This is a genomic window from Roseateles asaccharophilus (assembly GCF_004362405.1).
Taxonomy (GTDB): domain Bacteria; phylum Pseudomonadota; class Gammaproteobacteria; order Burkholderiales; family Burkholderiaceae_C; genus Kinneretia; species Kinneretia asaccharophila.
In genome coordinates this window covers 1-23,398 of record NZ_SNXE01000002.1, presented here as the reverse complement: position 1 = coordinate 23,398, position 23,398 = coordinate 1, and the positions used below count along the sequence as shown (strand labels likewise).

General features: G+C 66.9%; 28 protein-coding genes. 11 read left to right on the top strand and 17 right to left on the bottom strand.

Annotation, left to right across the window (positions count from 1 at the left end):
* Positions 1 to 17: 17 nt before the first annotated feature.
* Positions 18 to 1,247 carry a M24 family metallopeptidase gene (locus DFR39_RS04895; RefSeq protein ID WP_133602448.1) on the top strand — a complete coding sequence of 410 codons (1,230 nt, stop codon included), beginning with the start codon at positions 18 to 20 and terminating at the stop codon, positions 1,245 to 1,247.
* Positions 1,248 to 1,259: 12 nt separating this feature from the next.
* Here the strand turns inward: DFR39_RS04895 and DFR39_RS04890 are convergent, their stop codons facing one another.
* The 8 genes from DFR39_RS04890 to DFR39_RS04855 all read right to left on the bottom strand — a co-directional run bounded on the left by DFR39_RS04890 (position 1,260) and on the right by DFR39_RS04855 (position 6,711).
* The gene (locus tag DFR39_RS04890; RefSeq protein WP_133602447.1) at positions 1,260 to 2,045 is read right to left on the bottom strand and encodes an oxygen-binding di-iron domain-containing protein; all 786 of its coding nucleotides are present in this window, start codon (positions 2,043 to 2,045) and stop codon (positions 1,260 to 1,262) included.
* A 203-nt stretch (positions 2,046 to 2,248) separates the two neighbouring features.
* Positions 2,249 to 2,596, bottom strand: coding sequence for a RidA family protein (locus tag DFR39_RS04885; RefSeq protein ID WP_133602446.1), 348 nt, complete (start codon positions 2,594 to 2,596; stop codon positions 2,249 to 2,251).
* A gap of 4 nt (positions 2,597 to 2,600) precedes the next feature.
* On the bottom strand, positions 2,601 to 3,284 hold the full coding sequence (plsY, locus tag DFR39_RS04880; RefSeq protein WP_133602445.1) for a glycerol-3-phosphate 1-O-acyltransferase PlsY: 684 nt from the start codon (positions 3,282 to 3,284) through the stop codon (positions 2,601 to 2,603).
* Between the two features lie 64 nt (positions 3,285 to 3,348).
* On the bottom strand, positions 3,349 to 3,840 hold the full coding sequence (locus tag DFR39_RS04875) for an aminoacyl-tRNA deacylase (protein ID WP_133602444.1): 492 nt from the start codon (positions 3,838 to 3,840) through the stop codon (positions 3,349 to 3,351).
* A 71-nt stretch (positions 3,841 to 3,911) separates the two neighbouring features.
* On the bottom strand, positions 3,912 to 4,616 hold the full coding sequence (locus DFR39_RS04870) for a Bax inhibitor-1/YccA family protein (protein WP_133602955.1): 705 nt from the start codon (positions 4,614 to 4,616) through the stop codon (positions 3,912 to 3,914).
* Between the two features lie 127 nt (positions 4,617 to 4,743).
* A complete protein-coding gene (locus DFR39_RS04865; RefSeq protein ID WP_133602443.1) occupies positions 4,744 to 5,094 on the bottom strand; it encodes a hypothetical protein in 351 nt (116 codons plus the stop codon).
* A 48-nt stretch (positions 5,095 to 5,142) separates the two neighbouring features.
* Positions 5,143 to 5,574: a thioredoxin TrxC gene (gene trxC / locus DFR39_RS04860; protein WP_133602442.1), complete on the bottom strand. Its 432-nt coding sequence runs from the start codon at positions 5,572 to 5,574 to the stop codon at positions 5,143 to 5,145.
* A 78-nt stretch (positions 5,575 to 5,652) separates the two neighbouring features.
* Positions 5,653 to 6,711 carry an aldo/keto reductase gene (locus tag DFR39_RS04855; protein WP_133602441.1) on the bottom strand — a complete coding sequence of 353 codons (1,059 nt, stop codon included), beginning with the start codon at positions 6,709 to 6,711 and terminating at the stop codon, positions 5,653 to 5,655.
* A 124-nt stretch (positions 6,712 to 6,835) separates the two neighbouring features.
* Here DFR39_RS04855 and DFR39_RS04850 point away from each other — a divergent pair, with 124 nt between their 5' ends.
* Genes DFR39_RS04850 through DFR39_RS04835 form a run of 4 tightly spaced genes read left to right on the top strand, consistent with a single transcriptional unit; the run spans position 6,836 to position 9,076 of the window.
* Entirely contained in the window at positions 6,836 to 7,387 is a 552-nt protein-coding gene (locus DFR39_RS04850; RefSeq protein WP_133602440.1) for a DUF2975 domain-containing protein, read from the top strand.
* A gap of 13 nt (positions 7,388 to 7,400) precedes the next feature.
* Positions 7,401 to 7,637: a helix-turn-helix domain-containing protein gene (locus tag DFR39_RS04845; protein WP_133602439.1), complete on the top strand. Its 237-nt coding sequence runs from the start codon at positions 7,401 to 7,403 to the stop codon at positions 7,635 to 7,637.
* Positions 7,637 to 8,254: a hypothetical protein gene (locus DFR39_RS04840; RefSeq protein ID WP_133602438.1), complete on the top strand. Its 618-nt coding sequence runs from the start codon at positions 7,637 to 7,639 to the stop codon at positions 8,252 to 8,254. Before DFR39_RS04845 ends, DFR39_RS04840 begins: the two co-directional genes overlap by 1 nt.
* A 48-nt stretch (positions 8,255 to 8,302) precedes the next feature.
* Entirely contained in the window at positions 8,303 to 9,076 is a 774-nt protein-coding gene (locus DFR39_RS04835; protein ID WP_133602437.1) for a hypothetical protein, read from the top strand.
* A 2-nt stretch (positions 9,077 to 9,078) separates the two neighbouring features.
* On the opposite strand, the gene DFR39_RS04830 is transcribed toward DFR39_RS04835, so the two are convergent.
* Positions 9,079 to 9,858: a substrate-binding periplasmic protein gene (locus tag DFR39_RS04830; protein ID WP_133602436.1), complete on the bottom strand. Its 780-nt coding sequence runs from the start codon at positions 9,856 to 9,858 to the stop codon at positions 9,079 to 9,081.
* A gap of 83 nt (positions 9,859 to 9,941) precedes the next feature.
* On the bottom strand, positions 9,942 to 11,648 hold the full coding sequence (locus DFR39_RS04825) for an acetate--CoA ligase (RefSeq protein WP_246030696.1): 1,707 nt from the start codon (positions 11,646 to 11,648) through the stop codon (positions 9,942 to 9,944).
* An 82-nt stretch (positions 11,649 to 11,730) separates the two neighbouring features.
* Between DFR39_RS04825 and arsC the strand changes: the two genes are divergently transcribed.
* From arsC to ggt, 4 genes are all read left to right on the top strand, one after another.
* Positions 11,731 to 12,087 (top strand): arsenate reductase (glutaredoxin), encoded by a 357-nt coding sequence (gene arsC, locus DFR39_RS04820; protein ID WP_133602435.1) that lies wholly within the window; start codon positions 11,731 to 11,733, stop codon positions 12,085 to 12,087.
* Positions 12,088 to 12,388: 301 nt separating this feature from the next.
* Positions 12,389 to 13,234 carry a hypothetical protein gene (locus DFR39_RS04815; protein ID WP_133602434.1) on the top strand — a complete coding sequence of 282 codons (846 nt, stop codon included), beginning with the start codon at positions 12,389 to 12,391 and terminating at the stop codon, positions 13,232 to 13,234.
* A gap of 22 nt (positions 13,235 to 13,256) precedes the next feature.
* The gene (locus DFR39_RS04810; RefSeq protein WP_133602433.1) at positions 13,257 to 15,563 is read left to right on the top strand and encodes an ATP-dependent DNA helicase; all 2,307 of its coding nucleotides are present in this window, start codon (positions 13,257 to 13,259) and stop codon (positions 15,561 to 15,563) included.
* Positions 15,564 to 15,687: 124 nt separating this feature from the next.
* Entirely contained in the window at positions 15,688 to 17,442 is a 1,755-nt protein-coding gene (ggt, locus tag DFR39_RS04805; RefSeq protein ID WP_133602432.1) for a gamma-glutamyltransferase, read from the top strand.
* A 40-nt stretch (positions 17,443 to 17,482) separates the two neighbouring features.
* Here ggt and DFR39_RS04800 read toward each other — a convergent pair whose 3' ends face one another.
* The 3 genes from DFR39_RS04800 to DFR39_RS04790 form a co-directional block, all read right to left on the bottom strand.
* Positions 17,483 to 17,959 carry a CopD family protein gene (locus tag DFR39_RS04800; RefSeq protein ID WP_133602431.1) on the bottom strand — a complete coding sequence of 159 codons (477 nt, stop codon included), beginning with the start codon at positions 17,957 to 17,959 and terminating at the stop codon, positions 17,483 to 17,485.
* Between the two features lie 122 nt (positions 17,960 to 18,081).
* Positions 18,082 to 18,519, bottom strand: a complete 438-nt coding sequence (locus tag DFR39_RS04795; RefSeq protein ID WP_133602430.1) for a TerB family tellurite resistance protein — start codon at positions 18,517 to 18,519, stop codon at positions 18,082 to 18,084.
* A 460-nt stretch (positions 18,520 to 18,979) separates the two neighbouring features.
* Positions 18,980 to 19,498 (bottom strand): YqhA family protein, encoded by a 519-nt coding sequence (locus tag DFR39_RS04790; protein WP_133602429.1) that lies wholly within the window; start codon positions 19,496 to 19,498, stop codon positions 18,980 to 18,982.
* Between the two features lie 206 nt (positions 19,499 to 19,704).
* Between DFR39_RS04790 and DFR39_RS04785 the strand changes: the two genes are divergently transcribed.
* Complete coding sequence (locus tag DFR39_RS04785) at positions 19,705 to 20,085, top strand: HPF/RaiA family ribosome-associated protein (protein WP_133602428.1); 381 nt, start codon at positions 19,705 to 19,707, stop codon at positions 20,083 to 20,085.
* Between the two features lie 92 nt (positions 20,086 to 20,177).
* Positions 20,178 to 20,594 (top strand): TerB family tellurite resistance protein, encoded by a 417-nt coding sequence (locus DFR39_RS04780; protein ID WP_133602427.1) that lies wholly within the window; start codon positions 20,178 to 20,180, stop codon positions 20,592 to 20,594.
* 212 nt (positions 20,595 to 20,806) lie between these two features.
* On the opposite strand, the gene DFR39_RS04775 is transcribed toward DFR39_RS04780, so the two are convergent.
* The 4 genes from DFR39_RS04775 to DFR39_RS04760 form a co-directional block, all read right to left on the bottom strand.
* The gene (locus DFR39_RS04775) at positions 20,807 to 21,244 is read right to left on the bottom strand and encodes a PH domain-containing protein (protein WP_133602426.1); all 438 of its coding nucleotides are present in this window, start codon (positions 21,242 to 21,244) and stop codon (positions 20,807 to 20,809) included.
* Between the two features lie 266 nt (positions 21,245 to 21,510).
* Positions 21,511 to 21,900 (bottom strand): hypothetical protein, encoded by a 390-nt coding sequence (locus tag DFR39_RS04770; RefSeq protein ID WP_133602425.1) that lies wholly within the window; start codon positions 21,898 to 21,900, stop codon positions 21,511 to 21,513.
* 455 nt (positions 21,901 to 22,355) lie between these two features.
* Positions 22,356 to 22,865, bottom strand: coding sequence for a GNAT family N-acetyltransferase (locus DFR39_RS04765; protein ID WP_133602424.1), 510 nt, complete (start codon positions 22,863 to 22,865; stop codon positions 22,356 to 22,358).
* Positions 22,866 to 22,931: 66 nt separating this feature from the next.
* A complete protein-coding gene (locus DFR39_RS04760; RefSeq protein WP_133602423.1) occupies positions 22,932 to 23,279 on the bottom strand; it encodes a DUF2185 domain-containing protein in 348 nt (115 codons plus the stop codon).
* Between the last annotated feature and the right edge of the window lie 119 nt (positions 23,280 to 23,398).

Below are 23,398 nucleotides of genomic sequence, written 5' to 3'. Positions count from 1 at the left end.
GGATGCAGGAAATAGAGATGGCCCTGGGAGTGGGGCGGTGCACGGCGCAGGAGGCCTTGGACGGTCTGAGCCCCATGCTGGGCGAACTGCCCGATATCCAGCCGGCCGAGTACCTGGCGCGGCAGGCGCGGGTCCAGGCCCTGATGCGGGCGCAGGGCGTATCGGCCCTGGTGCTGCATGCGGGCGCGAATCTGCGCTATTTCAGCGGCCTGGTCTGGTCGGCCAGCGAGCGCTTTGTGGGCGCCGTGCTGCCGGCCGAGGGCGCGCTGCGCTACGTGGCGCCCTGGTTCGAGCTGGGCACGGTGAACGATCTGCTCCAAATCGCCGGCCCTGTTCACAGCTGGCACGAGCATGAAAACGCCTATGCCTGTGTGCACGCGGCCCTGGCGGCGGCCGGCGTCGAGCAGGGCCGGGTCGCGCTAGACGAGAACCTGCCCTACTTCATGGTGGACGGGCTGCAGCGCAGCGCGCCCGCGCAGATGCAGCTGTTCAGTGCGGCCGAGCTGACGGCCGCCTGCCGCATGCACAAGTCCGAGCATGAGCTCGCGCTGATGCAGCGGGCCTTCGACATGACCCTGGCCGTTCAGCGCGCCACGGCCTCCATGCTGCGCGAGGACATCAGCACGCAGGAAGTGGCCGAGTTCATCGACGCCGCCCACAGGCGCGTGGGGGCCAAGGGTTCCAGCTTCGTGATCGTGCTCTTTGGTGAGGCGAGCTCCTACCCACATGGCGTCAAGCATGTCCAGCACCTGCGCACAGGCGATGTGGTGCTGATCGACACCGGCTGCTATGTGCATGGCTATACCTCCGACCTCACACGCAGCTATGTCTATGGCACGCCCAGTGCACGCGTGCGCGAAATCTGGAGTTTGGAGAAGCGGGCCCAGGCCGCCGCCTTCCAGGCCGCGCGCTTGGGAGCGCCCTGCAGCGCGGTCGATGCCGCGGCGCGGGCCTGCCTGGAATCAGCCGGCCTGGGACCGGGCTACAGCCTGCCCGGCCTGCCGCACCGCACCGGCCATGGCATCGGCCTGAGCATCCACGAGCGTCCCTATCTGGTGGCCAGCGACCACACCCCGCTGGCGCCCGGCATGTGCTTCAGCAACGAACCCATGATCGTGCTGCCCGGCGAGTTCGGCATCCGGCTGGAGGATCACTTCTACATGACGGAGCACGGGCCGCGCTGGTTCACCCCGCCCTCGCGCAGCCTGGACGATCCCTTCGGGCTGGCCCCTCCGGATCTGGGCTGAGCCCGGTGCCGCTCAGTCGGGCACGCGGTAGTTATCCGGGCCCATGAGGTCAATGCCGCAGGCCAGGCCCTCAACCCAGTCGATGAACTCAGCCACGGCCTTGCCCTGGAGCGGCACGCCGTGCTGAGGCACGATCATGGAGATCTCCAGATCCCGCACCATGGCCGCCCACAGGCGCAGCACCTTGTTGCTGACCATGTAGCGGCGGTGGAAGCCCTCCATATGCCGGATGTGCTCGCGAAGGCTGCTCACCGGCTTGGCGGGGTTCAGACCCGCTCCCATGGAGGCCCCCAGATCGCCCGAGAACAGGATCTTGCTGATCGGGTCGTAGAACTGGAAGTTCCCCTCGGCATGCATGAAGTGCGCAGGCAGGGCCAGCAACTCAAACTCGTCGGCCCCCTCGCCCAGACGCAAGCGCCCTCCCGCATCCGGCAGACCGTGGATGCGTCCCACCGTCTTGCCCGGCTTGCAGAAGTGCGGCACAAAGCGTTCCCAGACCCGGGAGATATAGACCTTGGCCGTGCTGGTGCTGGTCATCCAGCGATCCAGGGAGGCGATGATGTCGGGGTCGGCATGCGAGGCCAGGATGGCCGCCAGCTTGCTCGGGGCCAGATGCTGGTTCAGGCCCAGATACAGCTCGTTGTAGGCCAGATTGCCGCCCGGATCGAGGATGGCGCCGCTCTCGCCGTGCACCAGCAGGAACTGGTTGCTCTGCACCGCCTCACCGCCCTCCTCCTCGTGCAGATCCGAGAACATCAGGCATAGATGGCGGCCTTGGCGAAACAGCTCGATGGACATGGCTCCTGACGCTCCCTGGTTGACTGGAGGCGCCAATGTAGGGATAGCGGGGCCGAGGCGGCTTGCTTTTTGTCAAGTTCAGGCGGCGGCTGGCGGCGGCAAGAGGCGGCGCCTGGGCTGAGACCAAGACAACCAAGACAAACGGGTCGCCGAAGCGACCCGTTTCAAGATGGCGGCGACCGCGGCCGCTCAGCGCATCAGGCTCAGACCGCCGCGGTGACGACGATCTCCACCTTCCACTCGGGGCGGGCCAGCTGTGCCTGCACGGTGGCACGCGGGGGCGCATTCCCCTCGGCCACCCAGGCGTCCCAGGCGGCGTTCATGCCGGGGAATTCGGCCAAGTCCTTGATGAAGATCTGGGCCATCAGGATCTTGCTCTTGTCGCTGCCAGCGCGGGCCAGCAGCTTGTCGATGGCCGCCAGGACCTGGGCCGTCTGGCCCGTGATGTCCTGGGTGGCGTCCTCGGGCACCTGGCCGGCCAGATAGGCCACGCCGTTGTAGACGGCCATCTCGGACAGGCGGGCGCCAACGTCGAATCGTTGCAGGGTCATGATCTCAGTGTTCCTTGTGACGGTGCTTGGAATGCTTGCGGGAGGTCGACGCTGAGGCGGGCGTGGCAGCTGCGGCAGCCTTCTGGCCGATGCGGCTTTCGGTGCCATTGAGCAGCTTGCGGATATTGGCCTCGTGGCGCCAGATCAGCAGCAGGCCCATCAGGCCGGCGGTCAGTACCACCGGACCCATGCCCCAGATCAGCATCTGGTAGAAGGGCGCGAAGACCGAGGCCACCAGGGCGGCCAGGGATGAGTAGCGGGTGAAGAAGGCCACGATCAGCCAGGTGGCCAGGGTGGCGGCGCCCAGCAGGGGGTTGACGGCCAGCAGCACGCCCGCGGCCGTGGCCACGCCCTTGCCGCCCTTGAAGCCGAAGAACACCGGCCACAGATGCCCCAGAAAGGCGGCCAGGCCCACCAGGGCGGCGGTGCCTTCGCCCAGGCCGACGTCGGGACCGAAGAGCAGCACCAGCAGCACCGGCACATAGCCCTTGAGTGCGTCGAACACCAGGGTCAAGATGGCGGCGGCCTTATTGCCCGAGCGCAGCACATTGGTGGCACCGGGATTGCCCGAACCGTAGCTGCGAGGGTCGGACAGACCCATCACGCGGCTGATGATGACCGCAAAGGACAGAGATCCGATCAGGTAGCCGGCCAGCATGGCCAGCAGGGGATAGAGGGTGTCTTGCATGGGGCGCTATTGTGGCGGCATTGCGGGCCGCCCCGGCTCGGGACGCACCCGCGTATCGTGGGGCTCAGACCTCGCGCAGGGCGCAATCCACGGCCCGGGCCTGCAGCAAGCCCTCCAGGCAAGCCGGGTCCAGGCTGAGCAGATAGCCGCGCCGTCCGCCGTTGATCAGGATGCGTGGCAGGGCCAGGATGCTGCGCTCCACAAAGACCGGCATGGTCTTGCGGGTGCCGAAGGGTGAGGTGCCGCCCACCATATAGCCGCTATGGCGCTGGGCCACCTCGGGCTTGCAGGGCTCCACCTTCTTGCAGGGAATCTGGCGCGCCAGCTCCTTGAGGCTGACCTGGCAGTCGCCATGCATCAGCACGATCAGGGGCTGGGCCCGCTCGTCCTGCATCACCAGGGTCTTGACCACCTCATGCTCGGGCACCCCCAGCTGGCGCGAGCTCTCGGCCGTGCCGCCATGGTCCACATAGTCATAGACATGTTCGCCAAAGGCCACGCCCTGGCGGCGCAGCAGCTGGGTGGCTGGGGTTTCGCTGACATGCTTTTTGGACATGCCCGCGATTCTCGCCCAGGGCCGGCCGCTCCCGCGATCGGCCCTGGGCGACTCAGGCTGGCGCCGCGGCTTCAGTCCTCGTTGTTGCCGCCCAAACCGAACAGGGCCAGCAGGGCCTGGAACACGTTGTACAGGCTCAGGTACACGCCCAGGGTGGCGGTGATGTAGTTGGTCTCTTCGCCATCACGCACGCGCTTCAGGTCGTAGAGGATGAAGGCCGAGAAGATGCCGATGGCCAACACGGCCAGGGTCAGCATCAGGGCGCTGGACTTCAGGAAGATATTGGCGATGCCGGCCACCAGCAGCATCATGGCGCCGATGAAGAGCCACTTGCCCATGGCGCTGAGGTCGCGCTTGATCACGCTGCTCAGCGTGGCCATGCCCAGGAAGATCAGGGCCGTGCCGCTGAAGGCGGTCATGATCAGACCGGCGCCATTGGCCGTGCCCAGCACCACCGCCAGCATGCGCGAGAGCATCACGCCCATGAAGAAGGTGAAGGCCAGCAGGGCCGGCACACCGGCCGCCGAGTTCTTGGTCTTCTCGATCAGGAACATGAAGCCGAAGCTGCCGACCAGGAAGACCACCAGGCCCACGCCGGGCGACATGGCGCGCGAAATGCCGGTGGCCAGGCCCAGCCAGGCGCCGGCCACGGTGGGCAGCATGGACAGCGCCAGCAGCCAGTAGGTATTGCGCAGCACGCGGTTGCGTTCCTGCACCGAAGGCAGCACGGTGGTGCCATAGCTCATGGCGCCATAGGAGGTGTCGTGAGTGTTCATCATGATGAATAAGCCCTGAGGGCGGTTGAGCGGCACAGGGCCGCGAGGGGAATCAGTGCGCAGGACGGGCTCGCCCTGCCGGAAGTCGGCGGCCGGCGTCGAGGGCGCAAACGCCCATCGGGCCGGATCAGGCCTGGTACATGGGCGGCCGCAGCAGGCGCTGCGGCGGCGCCTCGGGTGCCTCGGGCCAGGTCGGGGCCGAGGGCTTGTGGGTGCCGGGCTGGGTGGTCTGCTCGCCAGCCGCGGGAAGGCCATGCTCGGGCAGTTCGCTGGAGGTGTCAGCGACGTCCTGCACGTCCAGCAGGCTTGTGTTGTCGGCGCTATCGGACGCTGCCGACAGCGGCGACGGCGTGGCGGCGCAATGCGTCGAGGGCGATGCCACAGCCTGCGGGCTGGTGCCCGCCACCCAGGGCGCTGCCGCCCAGCCGTAGGCGGGAATCAGCAGAGCCAGCAGAAGGAGGCGCAGCCAAGCAAACACGGCCTCATTGTAGAGCGCGCACCATGATCGCGCTCGGCCCTCGCGCTTTCAGCGCTGCCCCGCCAGCTGCTGCTGCAACCAGCGTTGCAGCTCGGCGCTGCTCAGGGCACCGGACAGCCGGGCGATCTCGCGCCCGCCCAGAAAGAGGATCAGGGTGGGAATGCTGCGGATCTGGTGGGCCGCGGCCGTGGCGCGATGGGCCTCGGTATCCAGCTTGGCAAAGCGGATCAGGGGCTGCTGCGCCGCGGCCTGGGCGAACTGCGGCGCCATCATCTTGCAAGGCCCGCACCAGTCGGCCCAGAAATCCACCAGCACCGGCAGCTCGGTGCGGCTGATGTAGGTCTGGAAGCTGGCATCGCCGAGGTCGACCGGCGCGGCGGGCATGAGTTCCTTGCCGCAGCGCCCGCACACCGGCTGCTCCTGCAGACGCGACTCGGGCACGCGGTTGGTGGCCAGGCAATGAGGACAGGCGATGTGCATGGTGGCAAGACTCCGGAACGCTTGGGGCTCTGGCTCATCAGGGGGTGAGTGCCGCGATTGCAAGAGCCAGGGCCGATCTCACTGGGCCGGATCGCGAATTTCCCAGCGAATGCGGTCGATCTCGGCCAGCAGCTCGGGCGCCAGCCGGGTGCCCCAGGCGTCGAGGTTTTCATCCAGCTGAGCGATGCTGGTCACACCGATGATGGTGCTGGCGGTCTGCCAGCGACCGTAGCACCAGGCCAGCGCCATGCGGCTGGCGCTCATGCCATGCGCCCGGGCCAGGGCGTTGTAGCGACGTGCGGCCGCAAGGGTCTCGGGCCGGGCCCAGCGCTGCTTGCGCATGCCCTCGAAAATCGCCAGCCGTCCCGGCTTGGCCGGATCGTCCAGGCCTCGCGCGTCGTACTTGCCCGTCAGGCTTCCAAAGCCCAGAGGCGAGTAGGCCAGCAGGCTGACATCGTGGCGATGCATGGCCTCGTCCAGGCCGTTCTCCAGCACCCGGTTAACCAGGGCATAGGGGTTCTGCACGCTGACGATGCGCGGCAGGCCCAGGCGCTCGGCCTGGTGCACGAACTCGCACACCCCATAGGCCGTCTCGTTGGACAGGCCGATCTCGCGCACCTTGCCAGCCCGCACCAGGCGATCCAGGGCCTCCAGCTGGACGGCGATGGCGCTCACCTCACGATTCTTCTCGGGCTCGTAGAAGAGTCCACCGAACATGGGCACATGGCGCAGCGGCCAGTGGATCTGGTAGAGGTCGATGGTCTCGATCTGCAGGCGCCGCAAGCTGTCCTCGCAGGCGGCCACGATATCGGCAGCACTCAGGTTCTGGGCGCCGTTGCGGATCCAGCCATAGCCGCGCGAGGGGCCGCTGACCTTGGTGGCGATCACCAGGCGCTCGCGCATACCGGGCCTGCCCTTCAACCAGCGGCCGATCAGGCGCTCGGTCTCGGCAAAGCTGTCCGCCCGGGCCGGCACCGGATACATCTCGGCGGTGTCGATGAAGTTGAGGCCGCGGGCGACCGCATGGTCCAGGATGGCGTGGCTGCCGGCCTCGTCCACCTGCTCGCCAAAGGTCATGGTGCCCAGGCAGATGCGACTGACGTTCAGGGACGAGCGTCCCAAGCGTGTGGATTCCATGGCTGCAGGGCTCGAGCGGCCCAAGTCATTCAAGCCCGGCAGTGTGCCGCAAGCACGGCCGGGCTGCTGGGCCCACAAGCGCTTGCTGATTTACAGTTATTTTTTATTGTTTTACAGTAAACAAATGAAGAACACGCCCCAAGCCCTGGACGCTCAGCGCCGTATCGCCCGGCTCGCTCGCTGGGTGCGCCTGATCTGCGCCCTGCTGGGCTTGCTGATGCTGGGCGTGCCCGCCCTGTTCTGGGCGCAGCCTGGATGGGTGGAGTCCGTGGCACGTTCCGAATGGGGCCTGTCCGCGCTGCAGCTGGACGGGCTGGCCCGCCTGGGCGGGCTGGCCGCCAGCCTGCTGTCCAGCGCCGTCGCCCTCTGGGCCCTGTGGCAGGTCTGGCAGCTCTTCGGCTGCCTGGGCCGGGGCGAGTTGTTCAGTCAACGCACGGCCCAGTATCTGCAAAAGAGCGGGGCGGCCCTGCTACTGCTGGTGCTGGCCTTGCCGCTCAGCCGCACCCTGGCCGTGCTCGCCCTCACCTTGGGCAATCCCGCGGGCAAGCGCATGCTGGTCCTCAATCTGGACTTCAACCAGCTCGCCTGCCTGCTCGCGGGCCTGGTCCTGCTGGCGCTGGCACGGGTGATGCACGAGGCGGCGCGGGTGGCGGACGAGAACGCGTCCTTCGTCTGAGCCGCAGCCCCGCATGCCCATCATCGTCACCCTGGACCTGATGCTGGCGCGGCGCAAGATGCGCTCGCGCGAGCTGGCCGAGCGCATCGGCATCACCGAGGCCAATCTCTCCCTGCTCAAATCCGGCAAGGTGCGCGGCGTGCGCTTCGAGACCCTGGCCCGGATCTGCGAGGTGCTGGACTGTCAGCCCGGCGATCTGCTGAGCTACGAAGCCGGCCCGGAATTGCCCGACGGCGCGGACGAAGCCTGATGCGCGTCTCGCCAGCCTCCGCACTTGGGCCCCGGGCCCTGCTGATGCTGGCGGTGCTGGGCCTGCACCTGTGGCTGCTGGGCTGGCTGCTGCACGAGAGCCGCCGACCGACGCAGGCATCCCCGCCTCGGCACCTGCAGGCGCGCGAGCCGCTGAGCATCACCCTGAATCTATTGCCCCTGCCCAGCAAGCCAAAGCCGCTGGCCACACCGCTCGCCGCGCGGCCGCCGGGCCCCGCGCGCCCCGCCGCCCCTTCGTCCGCAAGCGCCCGACACGATCAAGCCCCAAGCCACGTCAGGCCGGCCGAGCCGAGGGCCCAGGCCATGGCGCCACAGACCGAAGTGCCCCCCGAGCTGCCCCCCATGCCTGCCAGCGCCCCCCTGCCCCGCCTGCTGGACAGCGAGGCCACGCGCCGCGCCGTGCGCCAAGCCGCCCTTGAGGCGCCTCCCGGCCCCTTGCAGGCTCAGGCCGAGAGCTCACAGCAACGCCTGGAGCGCGGCATGAAAGGCAGCGCGCATGGCGACTGCCTCAAAGGCGAGTTCATGGGCGGCGGCATGGGCCTGCTCAGCGCCCCCTTCTGGCTGCTGGCCGAAGCCCGCGGCAAATGCGGCCGCTAGGCTCATGCCAGGCCATCCCCTCATCCCACCCAGACGTCAAAACCCTTCATGAAACGACATCCCCACACCCTGCCTCCCCTGCTTGCCCTGCTGATGGCACTCGCCCTGAACGGCGCCCATGCCGCCGACGACGCGGTGCAGCAACTCGAGAGCGTGCAGGTCGAGATGGTCAAGGACCCGGCTGCCATGCCCTATGCCCGCATGAACGAGTTGCTGCGGCAGTTGGAAGCCCATGGCCAGGGCCTGTTCGCGATGCGCTTCAAGGTCTCCCGCAAGGACGGCAAGTCCATGGAAAAGACCAAGCTGGCCCTGGTGCAGGACGAGGACTACCGGCCCATCGTGCGCGACGCCCAGGGCTGGTTCACGCTACCCACCTTGCCGCCAGAGCAGGCCAAGACGGCCGAGCTGGCGAGCAATATGCCCAAGGGCCAGGTGGCCCTGGAGGGGCGCATCTACCTGACCACCCCGCCGGAGCGGCTGACGCTGGCTGAGGTGCGCCGCATCGTCGATCTTGGCCGGCGCTTGCGCAGCGAGATGCTGCCCTGGTACCTGCGCTGGATGTTCCCGCAGATTGAGGGCGTGCGCGTGTGCAGTAGCCAGCCGGCCTGGGAGCTGCAGTGGCGCGAGGCCGGCCGCGGCCTGCTGGCACTGCCCTTGAGCGCCGAGTCCAAGGAGCGCGACCCCGAGCAAGCCAAGAGCACGCCCGCGGCCGAGCTGAGGCCTTGCACGGTGCTGCGAGGGGATGAGCCCTGGCCGGATGCGGCCAGGCTGGAGGCGCCCGCCGACACCACGCTGAGCGTGCGCCTGCTCAACGCTCGCTGAGCTCAGGGCTTGTGGCTGCTCGGCGGCAGCGGGACGCCGGGCAACCAGCGCTGGTGGATCATGGCAAAGCTGCCATCACGCTTCATCTCGTCCAGGGTCTGCTGCCAGCGCTGCACCAGGGCCGCGGGCGTGCCCTGGGAGAAGGCGATGTAGAGCAAGGCCTCGGAGATCTTGACGATGGGCTCCGGCGGGTCCGAGACCATGCCCGCCAGACGCATGGTCTCCGCCACCGTGCTCTCGTCCATGGCGATCACCACGCTGCGATTGGCCAGCAGCATGCGCATGGCATCCACCGGCGCGGCCACCGGCACCAGATTGGTAAAACCACGCCCGCGCAGATCCTGGTGGATGTACCACTCGCGCGGCACCAGAATGCCCTGGACCTTGCGGGCATCGTCCAGGCTGCGTATGCCCGTCTGTTCACCCCGGCGCGCATAGAGATGGGCACGCGTGGCGCTGACGGGGCCGACCCACTGGAACAGGGACTCGCGCTCGGCGGTGCGCGCCGTGACAAACAGCCCCACCATGGGTTCGGTTTGAGCTGCTCGGTAGCCACGGGCCCAGGGCACGACCTCGATGGGCACGGACAGGCCCAGACGGCGCTTGATCTCGGTCACCACTTCCACCGACAAGCCCGCGGGCCGACCCTTGACCGTGTAGTTATAGGGCGCGTACTCCTCGGTGTAGAGCCGCAGCTCCTGAGTCTGGGCTCCGCTGCCAGCGGCAAGCAGCGCCAGCACCAAGGGCAGGCCCTGCCTCAGCAATGCATTCAGGACGCGCATGGCACGCCTCCGGATCAAGCGTGGCCGGAACGGCTTGAAACACCGTCTTGTGCCCGGCCGGGCTGCCCCCTGGCGCTTGCATATTAGCGCTGGAGGGCGCGTTCCCGCTCCAGCTCCCGCAGCACGCGTCGCTGCAGCTTGCCCGTGGTGGTCATGGGCAGGGTCTCGATGAACTCGATCTCCTTGGGATATTCATAGGGCGCCAAGCGTCCCTTCACATGCCGCTGCAACTCGGCCACCAGGGCGGCGTTACCCGCATGCCCCGGCGCCAGCACCACAAAGGCCTTGACCAGAGCGCCGCGCTCGGGGTCGGGCTTGGGCACCACGGCCGCATTGGCCACCGCCGGATGCTTGACCAGGCAGTTCTCGATCTCGCTGGGGCCGATGCGGTAGCCGGCGGCCTTGAACACATCGTCGCTGCGCCCTTGATACCAGAGGTAGCCATCCTCGTCCTGAACCGCCATATCGCCGGTGCGGCACCAGCTGTCCGAGGGGTCGCCGCTGTACTTGGCGCGGGTGGCGCCCTCGTTGTGCCAGTAGCCCAGGAAGAAGACGGGGTCCGGATCGCCATGCACATCGCGCCGGTGCACGGCCACATCGCCCACCACGCCCGGGGGGCAGGGCTGGCCGTCTTCGTCGATGACCGCCACGCGGTGGCCGGGGTAGGCGCGGCCCATGCTGCCGGGCCGCGCGGGCCAGAAGCGGGCGCAATTGCCCACCACATAGTTGATCTCGGTCTGGCCAAACATCTCGTTGACCGTGACGCCCAGCTCCTGCTGGCAATAGGCAAAGACCGCGTCGCCCACCGCCTCACCCGCGCTCATGATGGCCTCCAGCCGCAGGCCGGCATAGCGCTCGCGCGGCCGCGGCACGGCCTTCATCATGGCCTTGAGCGCGGTCGGGAACAGGAAGGTGTGGCTCACGCCATAGGCCGCCATCAGCTCAAAGGCCTTGAGCGGATCGAAGCGGCCCTGGTAGGCCAGGATGGGGCGGCCAAAGTAGAGCGTGGGCAGCAGGGCATCCATCAGGCCGCCGGTCCAGGCCCAGTCGGCCGGGCTCCAGAACAGGGCCTGGGAGGGCCGGGTGGGATCGGCGGGATCGAAGCCAAACCAGTTCTGGCTGGCCACAAAGCCGCTGAGGTTGCCGATCAGGGCCCGCTGGGGCACCAGGGCACCCTTGGGTGGCCCGGTGGTGCCGCTGGTGTAGATCAGCACCGCGGCCTCCTCGGCCTTCATGCGCTCGGCGGTGAAGCGGGCATCCTCGGCCTGCAGGGCGCTCATCCAGGCGATCTCATCCGTCCCGGGCGAGCATTCGCCCACGACCAGCACATGCGCCAGCGCGGGGCACTGCGCGCGCACGCTGCGCAGGGCCGGCAGGGCAGCGCACTCGGCCAGGGCCAGCACCGCGCCGCTGTCCTGCAAGCGGTACTCCAGGGCCTCGGGGCCGAAGAGCATGGACAGGGGCACGGCCACACCGCCCAGCTGGCTGATGGCGATATGGGCCACCGCGGTCTCGAAGCGCTGGGGCAGGATCAGGGCCACCCGGTCGCCGCGCTTCACGCCCAGACGGCGCAGGGCATTGGAGAGCCGGTTGGCCGCGCGCTGCAGCTGGCCGTAGCTGTACTGCGCCCGGCAGCCGCTATCGCTCTCGAACAGAATGGCCGGAGCTTCCGGCGTCTCGCGGGCCCAGCGCCCGCAGCAGGCCTCGGCCCAGCTGAAGTATTCCGGCACCTGCCAGCGGAATGCCGCATGCAGGGACCGATAAGCGTCACTCTCTTGTTTTGCGGCCACAAGGCCTCCTCAACGCTCCCGACGAAGCTGCCGAGGGTAGCGAGCGGCCGGCCAGGCTTGCGCTATCGCTTACCCTAGCGCCATGAGCGATAAGGATTTCTGTCTTTTTCACAACCCGCGCTGCTCCAAGTCCCGCGAGGCCCTGGCGCTTCTGCAGGAACGTGGTGTGACACCGGCGGTACGCGAATATCTGAAAACGCCGCTCAGCCTGGCCGAGCTGCACCAGCTGCGGGCCCGGCTGGGCCTGCCGGCGCGCGAGTTGCTGCGCAGCGGCGAAGAGGAATATGCCCAGCTGGATCTCGCCCGCCCCGCGCTGAGCGAAGACGCCCTGCTGCAGGCGATTGCCGAGCATCCGCGCCTGCTGCAGCGGCCCATCCTGGTGCGGGGCGGGCGCGCGGTGATCGCCCGGCCGCCGGAGCGGGCGCTGGACCTGCTCTGAGTGCCACGACCGGTGCAGCGCCGCTGCGGCTCAGAACCAGTACCAGAGGCTCAGCAGCCAGCGCGGCAGGCGCAGGGCGGGAGCGGGTTGGTAGGTCTGGCGGTAGGCGGAAGGCTGGTGCATGATGGGTCCTCGCTGATGGCGCCGGCTCTCTGAGCCCTGCGCCGAAACACTGGATATGCAAACACTGTATGTGCATACAGCATATCCGCGAAGCCGCCGCGCTGGCAAGCACCGTCGCAGCGGGCCAACAGGTGAAACACTGTATTTATAATCAGTGTTCATTTGCCACCCAAGACCGATGTCAGCCCCCACCCTGACCCGCTCCCACCGCAGCCGTCTCTTGCAGATCTGGCGTTCCGCCGGCTGGCCCTGCAAGGACGGACTGGAGATCGATCTGCTGGCCGCCGGCCTGCTGCGCCAGCAGGATGACGGCGCCGGCCGCGAGACCCTCAAGCTCACCGAGGCCGGCATCGAGCTGCTGGCCGAGTCGCGCCAGCGCGGCCTGCGCTCGGCCAGCGCCCACGACCGCCTGGCCCAGCGCTTTGCCCTGCACCTGATGGACATGGGCCGCATCGTCTGGCGCGAGCTCTCGCTGCGCGCCCAGGTGGACGATGAGGACGCGCCACCCGCTGCCACGGCCACGACCGAAACCGCCGTACCGGACGCGCCCGCCCCCACCGCCCACGGCCTGTGGTCCGAGGACGAGACACCCGCGCCCGCCGCCATCAAGCGCGTCTGGCGCATGGCCCGGCCCGATCTCTTCTCGGTGCGCCAGACCTCGGTGGAGCGCTATCTGCAGCCCATGGTGCATGAGATCAAGTTCAGCCGGGCCGATCTGCTCTCGGACCTGCGCCATGCGGCCAAGCGCCAGGCCTACCAATGGCTGTGCAGCGAGGTCTATTACGTCTTCCCGGCCGGCGTGGCCAAGCCCAACGAGATCCCCACGCAATTCGGCGTCTGGGTCATGCATGGCGATCTGGATGAGGGCCAGTTCGAGCTGCTGCGCCCGGCGCGCCACCAGCCCTGCAAGCTGCCCTTCGCCGTCTGGCTGGCCCTGGCCAAGGCCACGCCGCTGCAGCGCGAGGCCGAGCCCGGCCAGGGTGCGCTGGCCGATGTGGACCAGCCGCCGGCGCAGCTGAGCTGAACCGTCCACGGGTCCGGGCGCCATGTACACCGTCGCGGTGCGCGAGCTGTGCGAGTTCACCGCCAAGCAGGGCGATCTGGACCTGCGCTTCACCCCCGCGCCCACGGCCCAGGAAGGCATGCAGGGCCACGCCGCCGTGGCCGCCCTGCGCGGCAGCGGCTACCAGAGCGAGCTGAGCCTGAGCGGCGAGTACCGCGGCCTGCTGCGCGTGCGCGGCCGCGCCGATGGCTACGACCCGCGCCGCGGCCGGCTGGAGGAGATCAAGACCCACAAGGGCCATCTCGAACGCCAACCCGCCTCGCACCGCGCGCTGCACTGGGCCCAGGCCCGCATCTACGGCTGGCTGCTCTGCGCCCAGCAATCCCTGCCGCGGCTGGAGCTGGCCCTGGTCTATTACGACATCGGCAGCCAGCGCGAAACGGTGTTCACCGAAGCCCATAGCGCGGCCGAGCTGCAGGCCTTCTTCGAGGCGCAGTGCGAGCGCTTTGTGCACTGGGCCCAAGCGCAGCTGGCGCAGCGCGCGGCGCGCGACGCGGCGCTGCAGGCCCTGCGCTTCCCATTCGGCGAGTTCCGCAGCGGCCAGCGCGTGCTGGCCGAGGGCGTGTACAAGAGCGCGCGCGCCGGCCGCTGCCTGCTGGCCCAGGCGCCCACGGGCATCGGCAAGACCCTGGGCACGCTCTTTCCCCTGCTCAAGGCCGCGCCGGTGGCCCAGCTCGACAAGCTTTTCTTCCTGGCCGCCAAGACCTCGGGCCGACAACTGGCCCTGGACGCGCTGCAGCGCCTGCCGGCGAGCCCGCTGCGCGTGCTGGAGCTGGTGGCGCGCGACAAGGCCTGCGAGTACCCGGACCGCGCCTGCCACGGCGAGTCCTGCCCGCTGGCGCGCGGCTTCTACGACCGCCTGCCCGCCGCGCGCGCCGCGGCCTGCGCCCTCCCCCGTGCCGACTGGACCCAGGCCGCGCTGCGCACCCTGGCGCTGGAGCACCAGGTCTGCCCCTACTACCTGAGCCAGGAGCTGGCGCGCTGGGCCGACGTGCTGGTGGGCGACTACAACTACTTCTTCGACCTGGGCGCCCTGCTGCAGGGCCTGAGCCAGGCCAATCAGTGGAAGGTGGGCCTGCTGGTGGACGAGGCGCACAACCTGGTGGAGCGCGCCCGCAAGATGTACAGCGCCGCGCTGGAGCCCCTGAGCCTGGAGGGCGCGCGCCGCAGCCCCAGCGCCCAGGCCCATGCGCCGCTCAAGCGCGCGCTGGACAAGCTGCGCCGCGCCTGGGCCCAGCTCGATCAGGAAGCCCCCGAGGGCTCCAGCAGCGAGTACCGCGTGCTGGACGCCCTGCCCGAGGCCCTGCTCAAAAGCCTGCAGCAATGCAGCGCCACGCTCAACGAGCATTTCAGCGAGCACCCGGCCGAGCCCGATCCCGCGCTGCAGAGCTTTTACTTCGAGCTGCTGCAGCTGCTGCGCCTGGCCGAGCTGCTGGACAGCCACTCCATCGTGGACTGCACGCGCGAGCGCCGCCTGGACGCCGGGCGGGCCCGGCCCAAATCGGGCGGGCCGCAGTCCACGCTGAACCTGCGCAATATCGTGCCCGCGCCCTTTCTGAAGCAGCGCCTGGCCACCGCCCACAGCGCCACGCTCTTCTCGGCCACCCTGCAGCCCATGGACTACTACGCCCATCTGCTGGGCCTGCCCGAGGACGGCCTGCGCCTGGAGGTGGACTCGCCCTTTGAAGCCCGCCAGCTCCAGGTGCATGTGGCCGGCCACATCTCCACGCGCTACGCCCACCGCGAGGCCTCGCTGGACGCCATCGTGGCCCTGATGGCCCGGCAGTACGCCGAGCAGCCCGGCAACTACCTGGCCTTCTTCAGCAGCTACGACTACCTACAGCAGGCCCTCGCCCGGCTGCAGGCGCAACACCCGACCCTGCCCTGCTGGGCCCAGTCGCGCCGCATGGGCGAGGCCGAGCAGCGCGAGTTCCTGGCCCGCTTCTCGGACAGCAGCCAGGGCATAGGCTTCGCGGTGCTGGGCGGCGCCTTTTCTGAGGGCATAGACCTGCCGGGCCGGCGTCTGATCGGCGCCTTTGTCGCCACCCTGGGCCTGCCCCAGATCAACCCGATCAACGAGCAGATCCGCACCCGCATGCAGCAGCGCTTCGGCGCCGGCTACGACTACACCTATCTCTACCCGGGCCTGCAGAAGGTGGTGCAGGCCGCCGGCCGCGTGATCCGCACCGTCAGCGACCAGGGCGTGGTGCATCTCATGGACGACCGCTATGCCAGGCGCGAGGTGCAGGCCCTGCTGCCCGCTTGGTGGCGCCTGCAGCCGCCGCATTGAACGCTCTGCGCACGACAGACTAGGGGCCGGCGCGGGCCGCATCGAGCACCGACGCAAGCCTAAACTCGACCGACCCTCTTGACGGCTCGCCGCCCGCGACCCGCGCCCACCTCGGAGACAAGCGATGAAGTTCCTGTGTTCCGCGCGCCTGCGCCCCACCCTCTTGCTGAGCGCGGCGCTGCTGGCCTGCAGCCCGGCCGCCTTCCTGCCCGCGGCCCAGGCCGCCTCGGTGGCGCCGGTGGCGGCCGAGAACGGCATGGTGGTCACGGCCCAGCATCTGGCAACCAAGGTCGGCGTGCAGGTGCTCAAGGACGGCGGCAATGCCGTGGACGCCGCGGTGGCCGTGGGCTACGCCCTGGCCGTGGTCTACCCGGCCGCCGGCAATCTGGGCGGCGGCGGCTTCATGACCGTGCAGCTGGCCGATGGCCGCAAGACCTTTCTCGACTTCCGGGAGAAGGCGCCCCTGGCCGCCACCGCGAACATGTACCTCGACAAGGAGGGCCATGTGATCAAGGGCCTGAGCACGCGCGGCCATCTGGCCGTGGGCGTGCCGGGCAGCGTCTCGGGCCTGGAGCTGGCGCGCGAGAAGTACGGCACGATGAAGCGCGCCACCCTGCTGGCCCCGGCCATCGCGCTGGCCGACAAGGGCTTCGCCCTGGACCAGGGCGATATCGACATGCTGCGCACTGCCACCGAGGACTTCCGCAAGGACCCCGCCTCGGCCGCCATCTTCCTGAAGAAGGACGGTGCGCCCTTCGAGGTGGGCGACACCCTGGTGCAGAAAGACCTGGCACGCACGCTCAAGGCCATCAGCGAGCAGGGCACGGCCGGCTTCTACAAGGGCCGCGTGGCCGCGGCCCTGGTCAAGAGCAGCCAGCAGGGCGGCGGCATCATCACCCAGGCCGATCTGGACCAATACAGCACACGCGAGATGGCGCCGGTGGAATGCGACTACCGCGGCTACCGCATGGTCTCAGCCCCGCCGCCCAGCTCCGGCGGCGTGATCATCTGCGAGATGCTCAACATCCTGGAGGGCTACCCGCTCAAGGACTGGGGCTTTCGCTCGGCCCAGGCCGTGCACCACCAGATCGAGGCCATGCGCCACGCCTATGTGGACCGCAACAGCTATCTGGGCGACCCCGACTTCGTCAAGAACCCCATCGCCCGCCTGACCGACAAGGCCTATGCCGCCCAGATCCGTGCCGTGATCGCGCCGGACAAGGCCGGCGTCTCCCAGGCCATCAAGCCCGGCGTGGCCCCGCATGAGGGCAGCAACACCACGCACTACTCGATTGCCGACCGTTGGGGCAATGCCGTTGCGGTGACCTACACGCTGAACGACTGGTTCGGCGCCAAGGTCACGGCCGCCGAGACCGGCGTGCTGCTCAACAACGAGATGGACGACTTCACCGTCAAGATCGGCGTGCCCAATATCTACGGCCTGGTGCAGGGCGAGGCCAATGTCATCGCCCCGGGCAAGCGCCCGCTCTCGTCCATGAGCCCCACCATCCTCAGCAAGGACGGCCAGCCGGTGATGGTGGTGGGCACGCCCGGCGGCAGCCGCATCATCACCGCGGTGCTGCACAGCATCCTGAACGTGGTGGACTACGGCATGAATGTGCAGGAGGCGGTGGACGCGCCGCGCTTTCACCAGCAGTGGCTGCCCGAGGCCACGAATCTGGAGCGCTTCGCGCTCTCGCCCGACACCACCCGCCTGCTGGAAGCCATGGGCCACAAATTCGGCGCGCCGCAGCCCCCCAACCACATGGCCGCCATCCTGATCGGCGCGCCCAGCCTGGGCGGCAAGCCCGTGGGCAAGAACCGCTTCTACGGCGCCAATGACCCGCGCCGCAACAGCGGCCTGGCCCTGGGTTACTGAGCTTGCGTGGGGGCCAGGGCCCAGCAGCTGCAGCAGCAGTTCAGGACCGCCAGGGCATCAAGGTCACCAGCAAGACCAAGACACCCAAACCCAGATTGACCGAGACCCAGGTGCGGATCTGCGCCAGCGCACGCCCACCGGCCTCCCACTCGGACGCGGCCACGGCGCGTCCCAGCCGCTTGAAGAGTGCAAAACGGATGTGCATGAAGATCGCCACCATCACCACGCCCAGCGTTGCCATGAGGGTCCAGGCCAGGGGCATTTCGAAGCTCCCAACCGACTGCACCACCTGCTTGGCCACGCGCCCCAGCATCCACACACCGGTGCCCAGGGTCAGCAGCGAGGCCGCCAGCACGGCATTGAAGAAGCGTCCGAGCACCTCATGCATCAGGCGCAGTCGCAAGGGTGGCTCCAGCTGCGCGACAGCCGGACGCAGAAAGAAGTGGGCAAACACCATGCCGCCGATCCACACGATGATGGACAGCAGATGAATCGTCTTGAGCGTCGCGTAAAGCATCGTCATTTCCTGTAGGGGCCCGAATCCAGGCCAGCATAGCGTCGTGCCTTAGGGCCCTGTTCCTGACACACCGACCGCGCGCCTGCGGAACTCGCACGCGCTCGCATCTTGATCGAAGCCGGTCAGACGGTGGCGCGGCGATGGATGGACTTGCGGCCGATGGGCTCTTCCCCATCGACCAGCTGCCAGTGTCGCCGCGCAGCATCGACAAGCTGGGCCTCGCCCTGCGCCACCTGACCATCGGCGCGCGCGGCGGCCAGGCACAGGCGCAGCACAATTCTCTGCAGCGCCGGGTCCGAGATCTCCGCCATCAGCGCCGCCAATGCGCTCGCATCCAAGCTTTGAATCCGGGACGCCATCTCGCTGGCGCCCACGCCCAGTTCCTCGCGCAGGGTATGAACGATATGGGGCAGGATCTGAGGCTCCAAGCCGAGCTCCCGCTCCGCGCCCAGCTTGCGCAGGGTTTCGAACTCGGAACTGCAGACCTTTCCATCCGAGAGCAGGACCAGGGCGACGATGCGAGCAGCGGCCTCCGGACTGTTATGGGGGTAGCGGCGCAAATTGAGTCTCCGTTGCCGACATTCAGACTGAGGATCAGGCTGGCGTTCCGGACTCAGCGGCCGCGGCCCGGAAGCTGGCCTTGGCACCGCCGGGTCCCACGGCCACGCTCGATCGGAATCGGCACGAGTCTGGGTTCCGGCTGCAGGCTCAAGGCAGCGCGAGCTTGCTGCAGCGTGTACAGACCTTGGCCCAGCCAGCGCTGCAGGAGGCGGCCCAGGTGTTTCGAGAGCTTCATGGTGACGAGTTCCAAGCGTAAGGACAGCCCGCAATATGCACGCAGCAGGATCTCGGAAAAAGCGAGGCTGAATGGACGCCGAATCAGAGAAAAGCGAACTCACCCCACGCTGAGCTGCGCGCCATCCATGAAAACCTTGAATCGATGGCCCGGCCATCGCGGCGCGCTCTGAGCCCAGCCGCCGAGAGGCCGATCTCCAGGAGCGCTCATGGGCTGGCAGATCCTCAGGGCTTCTCCCGGGTCAGCCGCTCTGCGAAGGAAATCCCGATGGCGGAGAGCACGAAGGTGAAGTGGATGATGGCCACCATGGTCACGATCTGGATGTTCTCCAGGCTGAGGTCGCCCCCCAGATAGGTTTTCAAGGCGTGCACGCCCGAGATCGAGATGATCGCAAACGCGAGCTTCAACTTGAGGTTGTAGGTGTTGACGTGATCCAGCCAGTCGGGCTTTTTCATGTCCTTGGTATCGAAGTGGCCCGTGGTCACGAAAAGCGACACACCGGCCAGCGCCACCACCCAGACCAGCTGCGCCACCATCGTCATGTCGACCAGCTCCAGCACCTTGATGATCAGGTCGATCTTCTCCAGCTCGCCAAAGAGCAAGGTGTTCATCAACCGGAAGGTCTCCAGCAGGAACTTCCCGAGGATCCCCAGAATGATCGTGACGAGGCCGACATAGAAGAACAACATCGTGAACCGCATGCCGTAGAGCAGCGATCCAACCTTCGACAGCATTTTTTCCATGCTTGCTTACCTGAAATCGAAGCGGGGCGTGAAATCTACCAGAGGCCTGTGTGGGGGCCAGGGGCACTGAAGCGCAGCCTCACAGTGTGAGGCCACGCCGCCGCGAGAAGCTCAGTTTTTACCGATCCCCGACTTCTCCGCGCTCTGCTTTTCCGAAGTTCTCAAACATCCAACAGTTCACTGCCGACGTCCCTTGGAGACCCATGATGCAAGTGCTGTTCAAGTCCCGCCATCCGCATGCCGCTCAGATGCAAGAGCAGACCGAGCGCCGCGTGCGCTTTGTGCTGCGACGTCTGGGCTGGCTCATCCCTCGGGCCGAGGTCCAGATGTCAGACCTGAACGGCCCGCGCGGGGGGCTCGACAAGCGCTGCCAAGTCGAACTGCGCACCGATGGCGCGGGCTCGGTGTTTGTCACCGCCGTCGCCGCTGACTGGCGAAGCGCGCTGGACAACGCCCTGGAGCGCGCGGCACGGCTCTTGATGCGCCTGTGGCGCCGCGGCCATGATGCCCGCCGCGTGAATCGGCAATTCATCGCCCATGAACGCCGGATGGCTGGATCAGAACCGCTTCATGGAGCCACCTCGTGAGCACACCGAGCTTGCAGGCATCCCCACGCCGCCGCCCCCTACGCAACCTCCACTGAACTCGATGCGAGTCCGTCTCGCGAGGAGCACTCACTATGCGCAGCTATCCCACCAACAGTCCGGAGGCCGTCGCCCGCATCGTGGCACTGATCGTGATCGCGGACGGCGACATCGGCCATGCAGAGGCCTTGTGGCTGGACCGATTGGCCGTACACGACCGGCTGGGCCTGCCCCAGCATGAGTTGTATGCACAGCTGGACATCTTCTTGGAAGACCTGCTGTCTAGCGGTCAGCTGCGGTGGGCAGACACCTGCCCAGTCGATGACTACACCCTGACGAAGCTGCTGGGCGAAATCCAGGATCCTGAGCTTCAGCGCAAGTTGCTGCGGCTGTGCGTGGACCTCGCCGAGATCGACGCAAAAGTCGATGACGGCGAATCGGCCGTACTCGTCGCCGCGGTCGAGCAATGGGGACTGCAGCATGAGATGTTGTTGCCAGAGTCGAGGCATTGAGGGCTTGGCTCGTCGGGGCCGCCTGGTCGTCCTGAACGCCATCCGCGGGGGACCAGGCTCTTCCTCGCAGACCTGCGTTCGACGATGCAATGCTCAGGTCAACGCCTCCGCTCGATGGACGGGTTGCCGATGCGAGGCGGCTCGAGCGACTAGTTTGCGAAACAATCGGGCCAAGGCCGCAAATCGCCCGAAAGTCGCACGAAAAAATCTCTTCAAATCAATGGCTCAGCACCAGCGACTTGAGAGGCCGCACTCTTGGCACTCTCGATCGCCCGCAGGAAGGCTTGCTGGTCTGCGGGCGATATGAGGATGGATTTTCCTCTCCCGTACTCCACGCGAAGACGGGAAAGAGAGAGGGCGGGCCCTGAAATGGGCGAGTTGCTTGGCTTGATGCTTGTAATGGACGAGACGGGGATGCGCCAGGTGAACGGGCCGCTGCGTACGTTCAGTGTTCCGCCGTCGACCGTGTAGCTTGTGGACGCGAGGATCCAGATCGGAAGTGCCGCGCCGATGGCGATGACCAGAACAGGTACCAGCACAGCCATGCCGGAAGCCTGCCGCACGGCCGCACCTGCTGCGACAACAGTGAGGATCGCGGCGCCCAAAAGGACAATGAGCAGCCAAGCGTCGATCTTCGAGCGGAACAGCATGCGCAATCCCTCCTGAGCGGCCTAACAAGGCTGTCCAGTAACCCATTGCCGACGCGTCACGGACGTTCGCGGGCGGAACAGGCGCTGGTACAGCAGGGTTTTCATTGCGGGTGATTGTGGCGCCAACTGCGGGCGCCCGTGAGCGCGACCAAGGCCTGCTGATGGGGGATATCAGGGCCCTGGCCGTGGCCCTCACGGCCTCCAGCCGCTGTGCGCCAGTTTCTCGATGATGTGCACCAGGCAGAACAGTTGCGCGATACGCGGACCTAGCACGACCACTCTTCCCAGAAGGCACCTGCGAACCAGAGCCTATATGTTTCCAGCCCTTCTGCGAGAAGGCTAACAACCTCAGCTTGTTTGATCTTTAGGCCTGTTGGCACTTCTACGCTTGTTATCTCAATCTTGTTGGCGGCATGGCCACCGTAGCGGCTCGCCTTGAATGAGATGGGGATGGATTCAACAAACAGCAGGCCTTCGAGTTCGTCCAGGTTCTTCAGCACCCCGTCAATTCTCAATACATAGAGTACCGAGGACCTTTCCCGGTCAATGAACCTCGTGCATTTGAGTCCGCCGGCTTCGATCTCGCGAATAGCGCGGCTGTGTTCGGCAAGAAAGACATCGGGTTGATCTTTGAACCTTTCAACATCGAAGCCCACTGGTTGCCTCCTTAGCCGCCTAACGAGGCTGTCCAATAACCCATGGCCGACGCGTCACGGACGTTAGCGGGCGGAACAGGCGCTGGTACAGCAGGGTTTTCATTGCGGGTGATTGTGGCGCCAACTGCGGGCGCCCGTGAGCGCGACCAAGGCCTGCTGATGGGGGATATCAGGGCCCTGGCCTTGGCCCTCACGGCCTCCAGCCGCTGTGCGCCAGTTTCTCGATGTTGTGCACCAGGCAGAACAGTTGCCACTGTGATCATTCCATGTTCTTGCGCTCGAGGCTCTTGCGGACTGACACGTACAGGAAGCCGGCAAGGATTGTTCCAGCTGGCCGCGGCAGGACGGCTTGCCCGCGACATGCATGATGCTCGCGGCGCATAGCGCGGGCAAGACGGCCTGCCGTGGACAGTCCGCTCTCGAGCGAGGGGTTATGCCGCATGGTCCACCCTCCGCTACGCCAACACCATGACGATCTCGTCCTGCTCGTCGCGATGCCTCTCAACTTGTTCGGCTGAACCATCCCGAAAGCCCAAACTAAGCAGCAGCGCTCGTGAGCGAAAGTTTCTGGCCTTGAGTACCGCGACGAACTCACGCACTCCGTAGGCCAGACTGAGTTCTTGCAGCATGGCCTTCACCGATGCCTTGCCAATGCCTTGCCGCCAGTACTGGCTGTTCAGCTCATACGCCACGTACGCCCAACCCTCACGCGAGACAGTTGCTTGAACATAACCAGCAAGCTGGCCGCTGGGCAGCCTGACAACCCAGTTCAGCCAGTCTTCGGATCCATCCGCGGGTCCTCGGCTTTCCAGAAGCTTGAATCGGCGATGCAGCCATGCCTCCGATTCCGGTGGCACGTTCTCGAACTCGTAGATGGCCGGGTCGCTGAGGACGCAGAACATCTCCTGTGCGTGCGCAGCGACTTGGGGTTCAAGGACGCAACGCCCGGCGGAAACCTCTCTCATGCGGCATAACGTTTGCGGTAAGCGGACCAGCCAGCGTAGCTGGCGCAGGTCCGCTTGACCAAAAGGTTATACGTCATCGTCATGCGGCTGGTCATCCACGACAAACTCGCCAGAGGCCGTTCTTGCAAAGGCCGATCCACAAGGCGCAGACAAAAGGGCAACGATGCCCTGGTCATAGTTCGCGATAGTGTTGACGTCGTAGATCTGCAAGTTCTTGGAATCGTCCAAGTACTCCTGGCTCTCATTACCAGACAAGAAACGCCAGCCACTGTCAACGTCGTTGTCCGGCTCTTCACGGTACATGAAACCAACCTTCTGCCCGTCGACCGTGATGTGATCGGACGCATAGCATGCGCCGTGTCCGGGAGCGATTTCTCGAATCTCGTCCGCCCGTAAGAGGAACTTCGTGCTCATGCCGCGAACCTTCCGTGAGACGTATAACGTGAAAGTGAGCGGACGCCGAAGGCGGTCCGCTCCAATGACAGGTTAAAACTCATAGCCAGTTCCCCGTCACGGCCATCGTGCCGACAAAC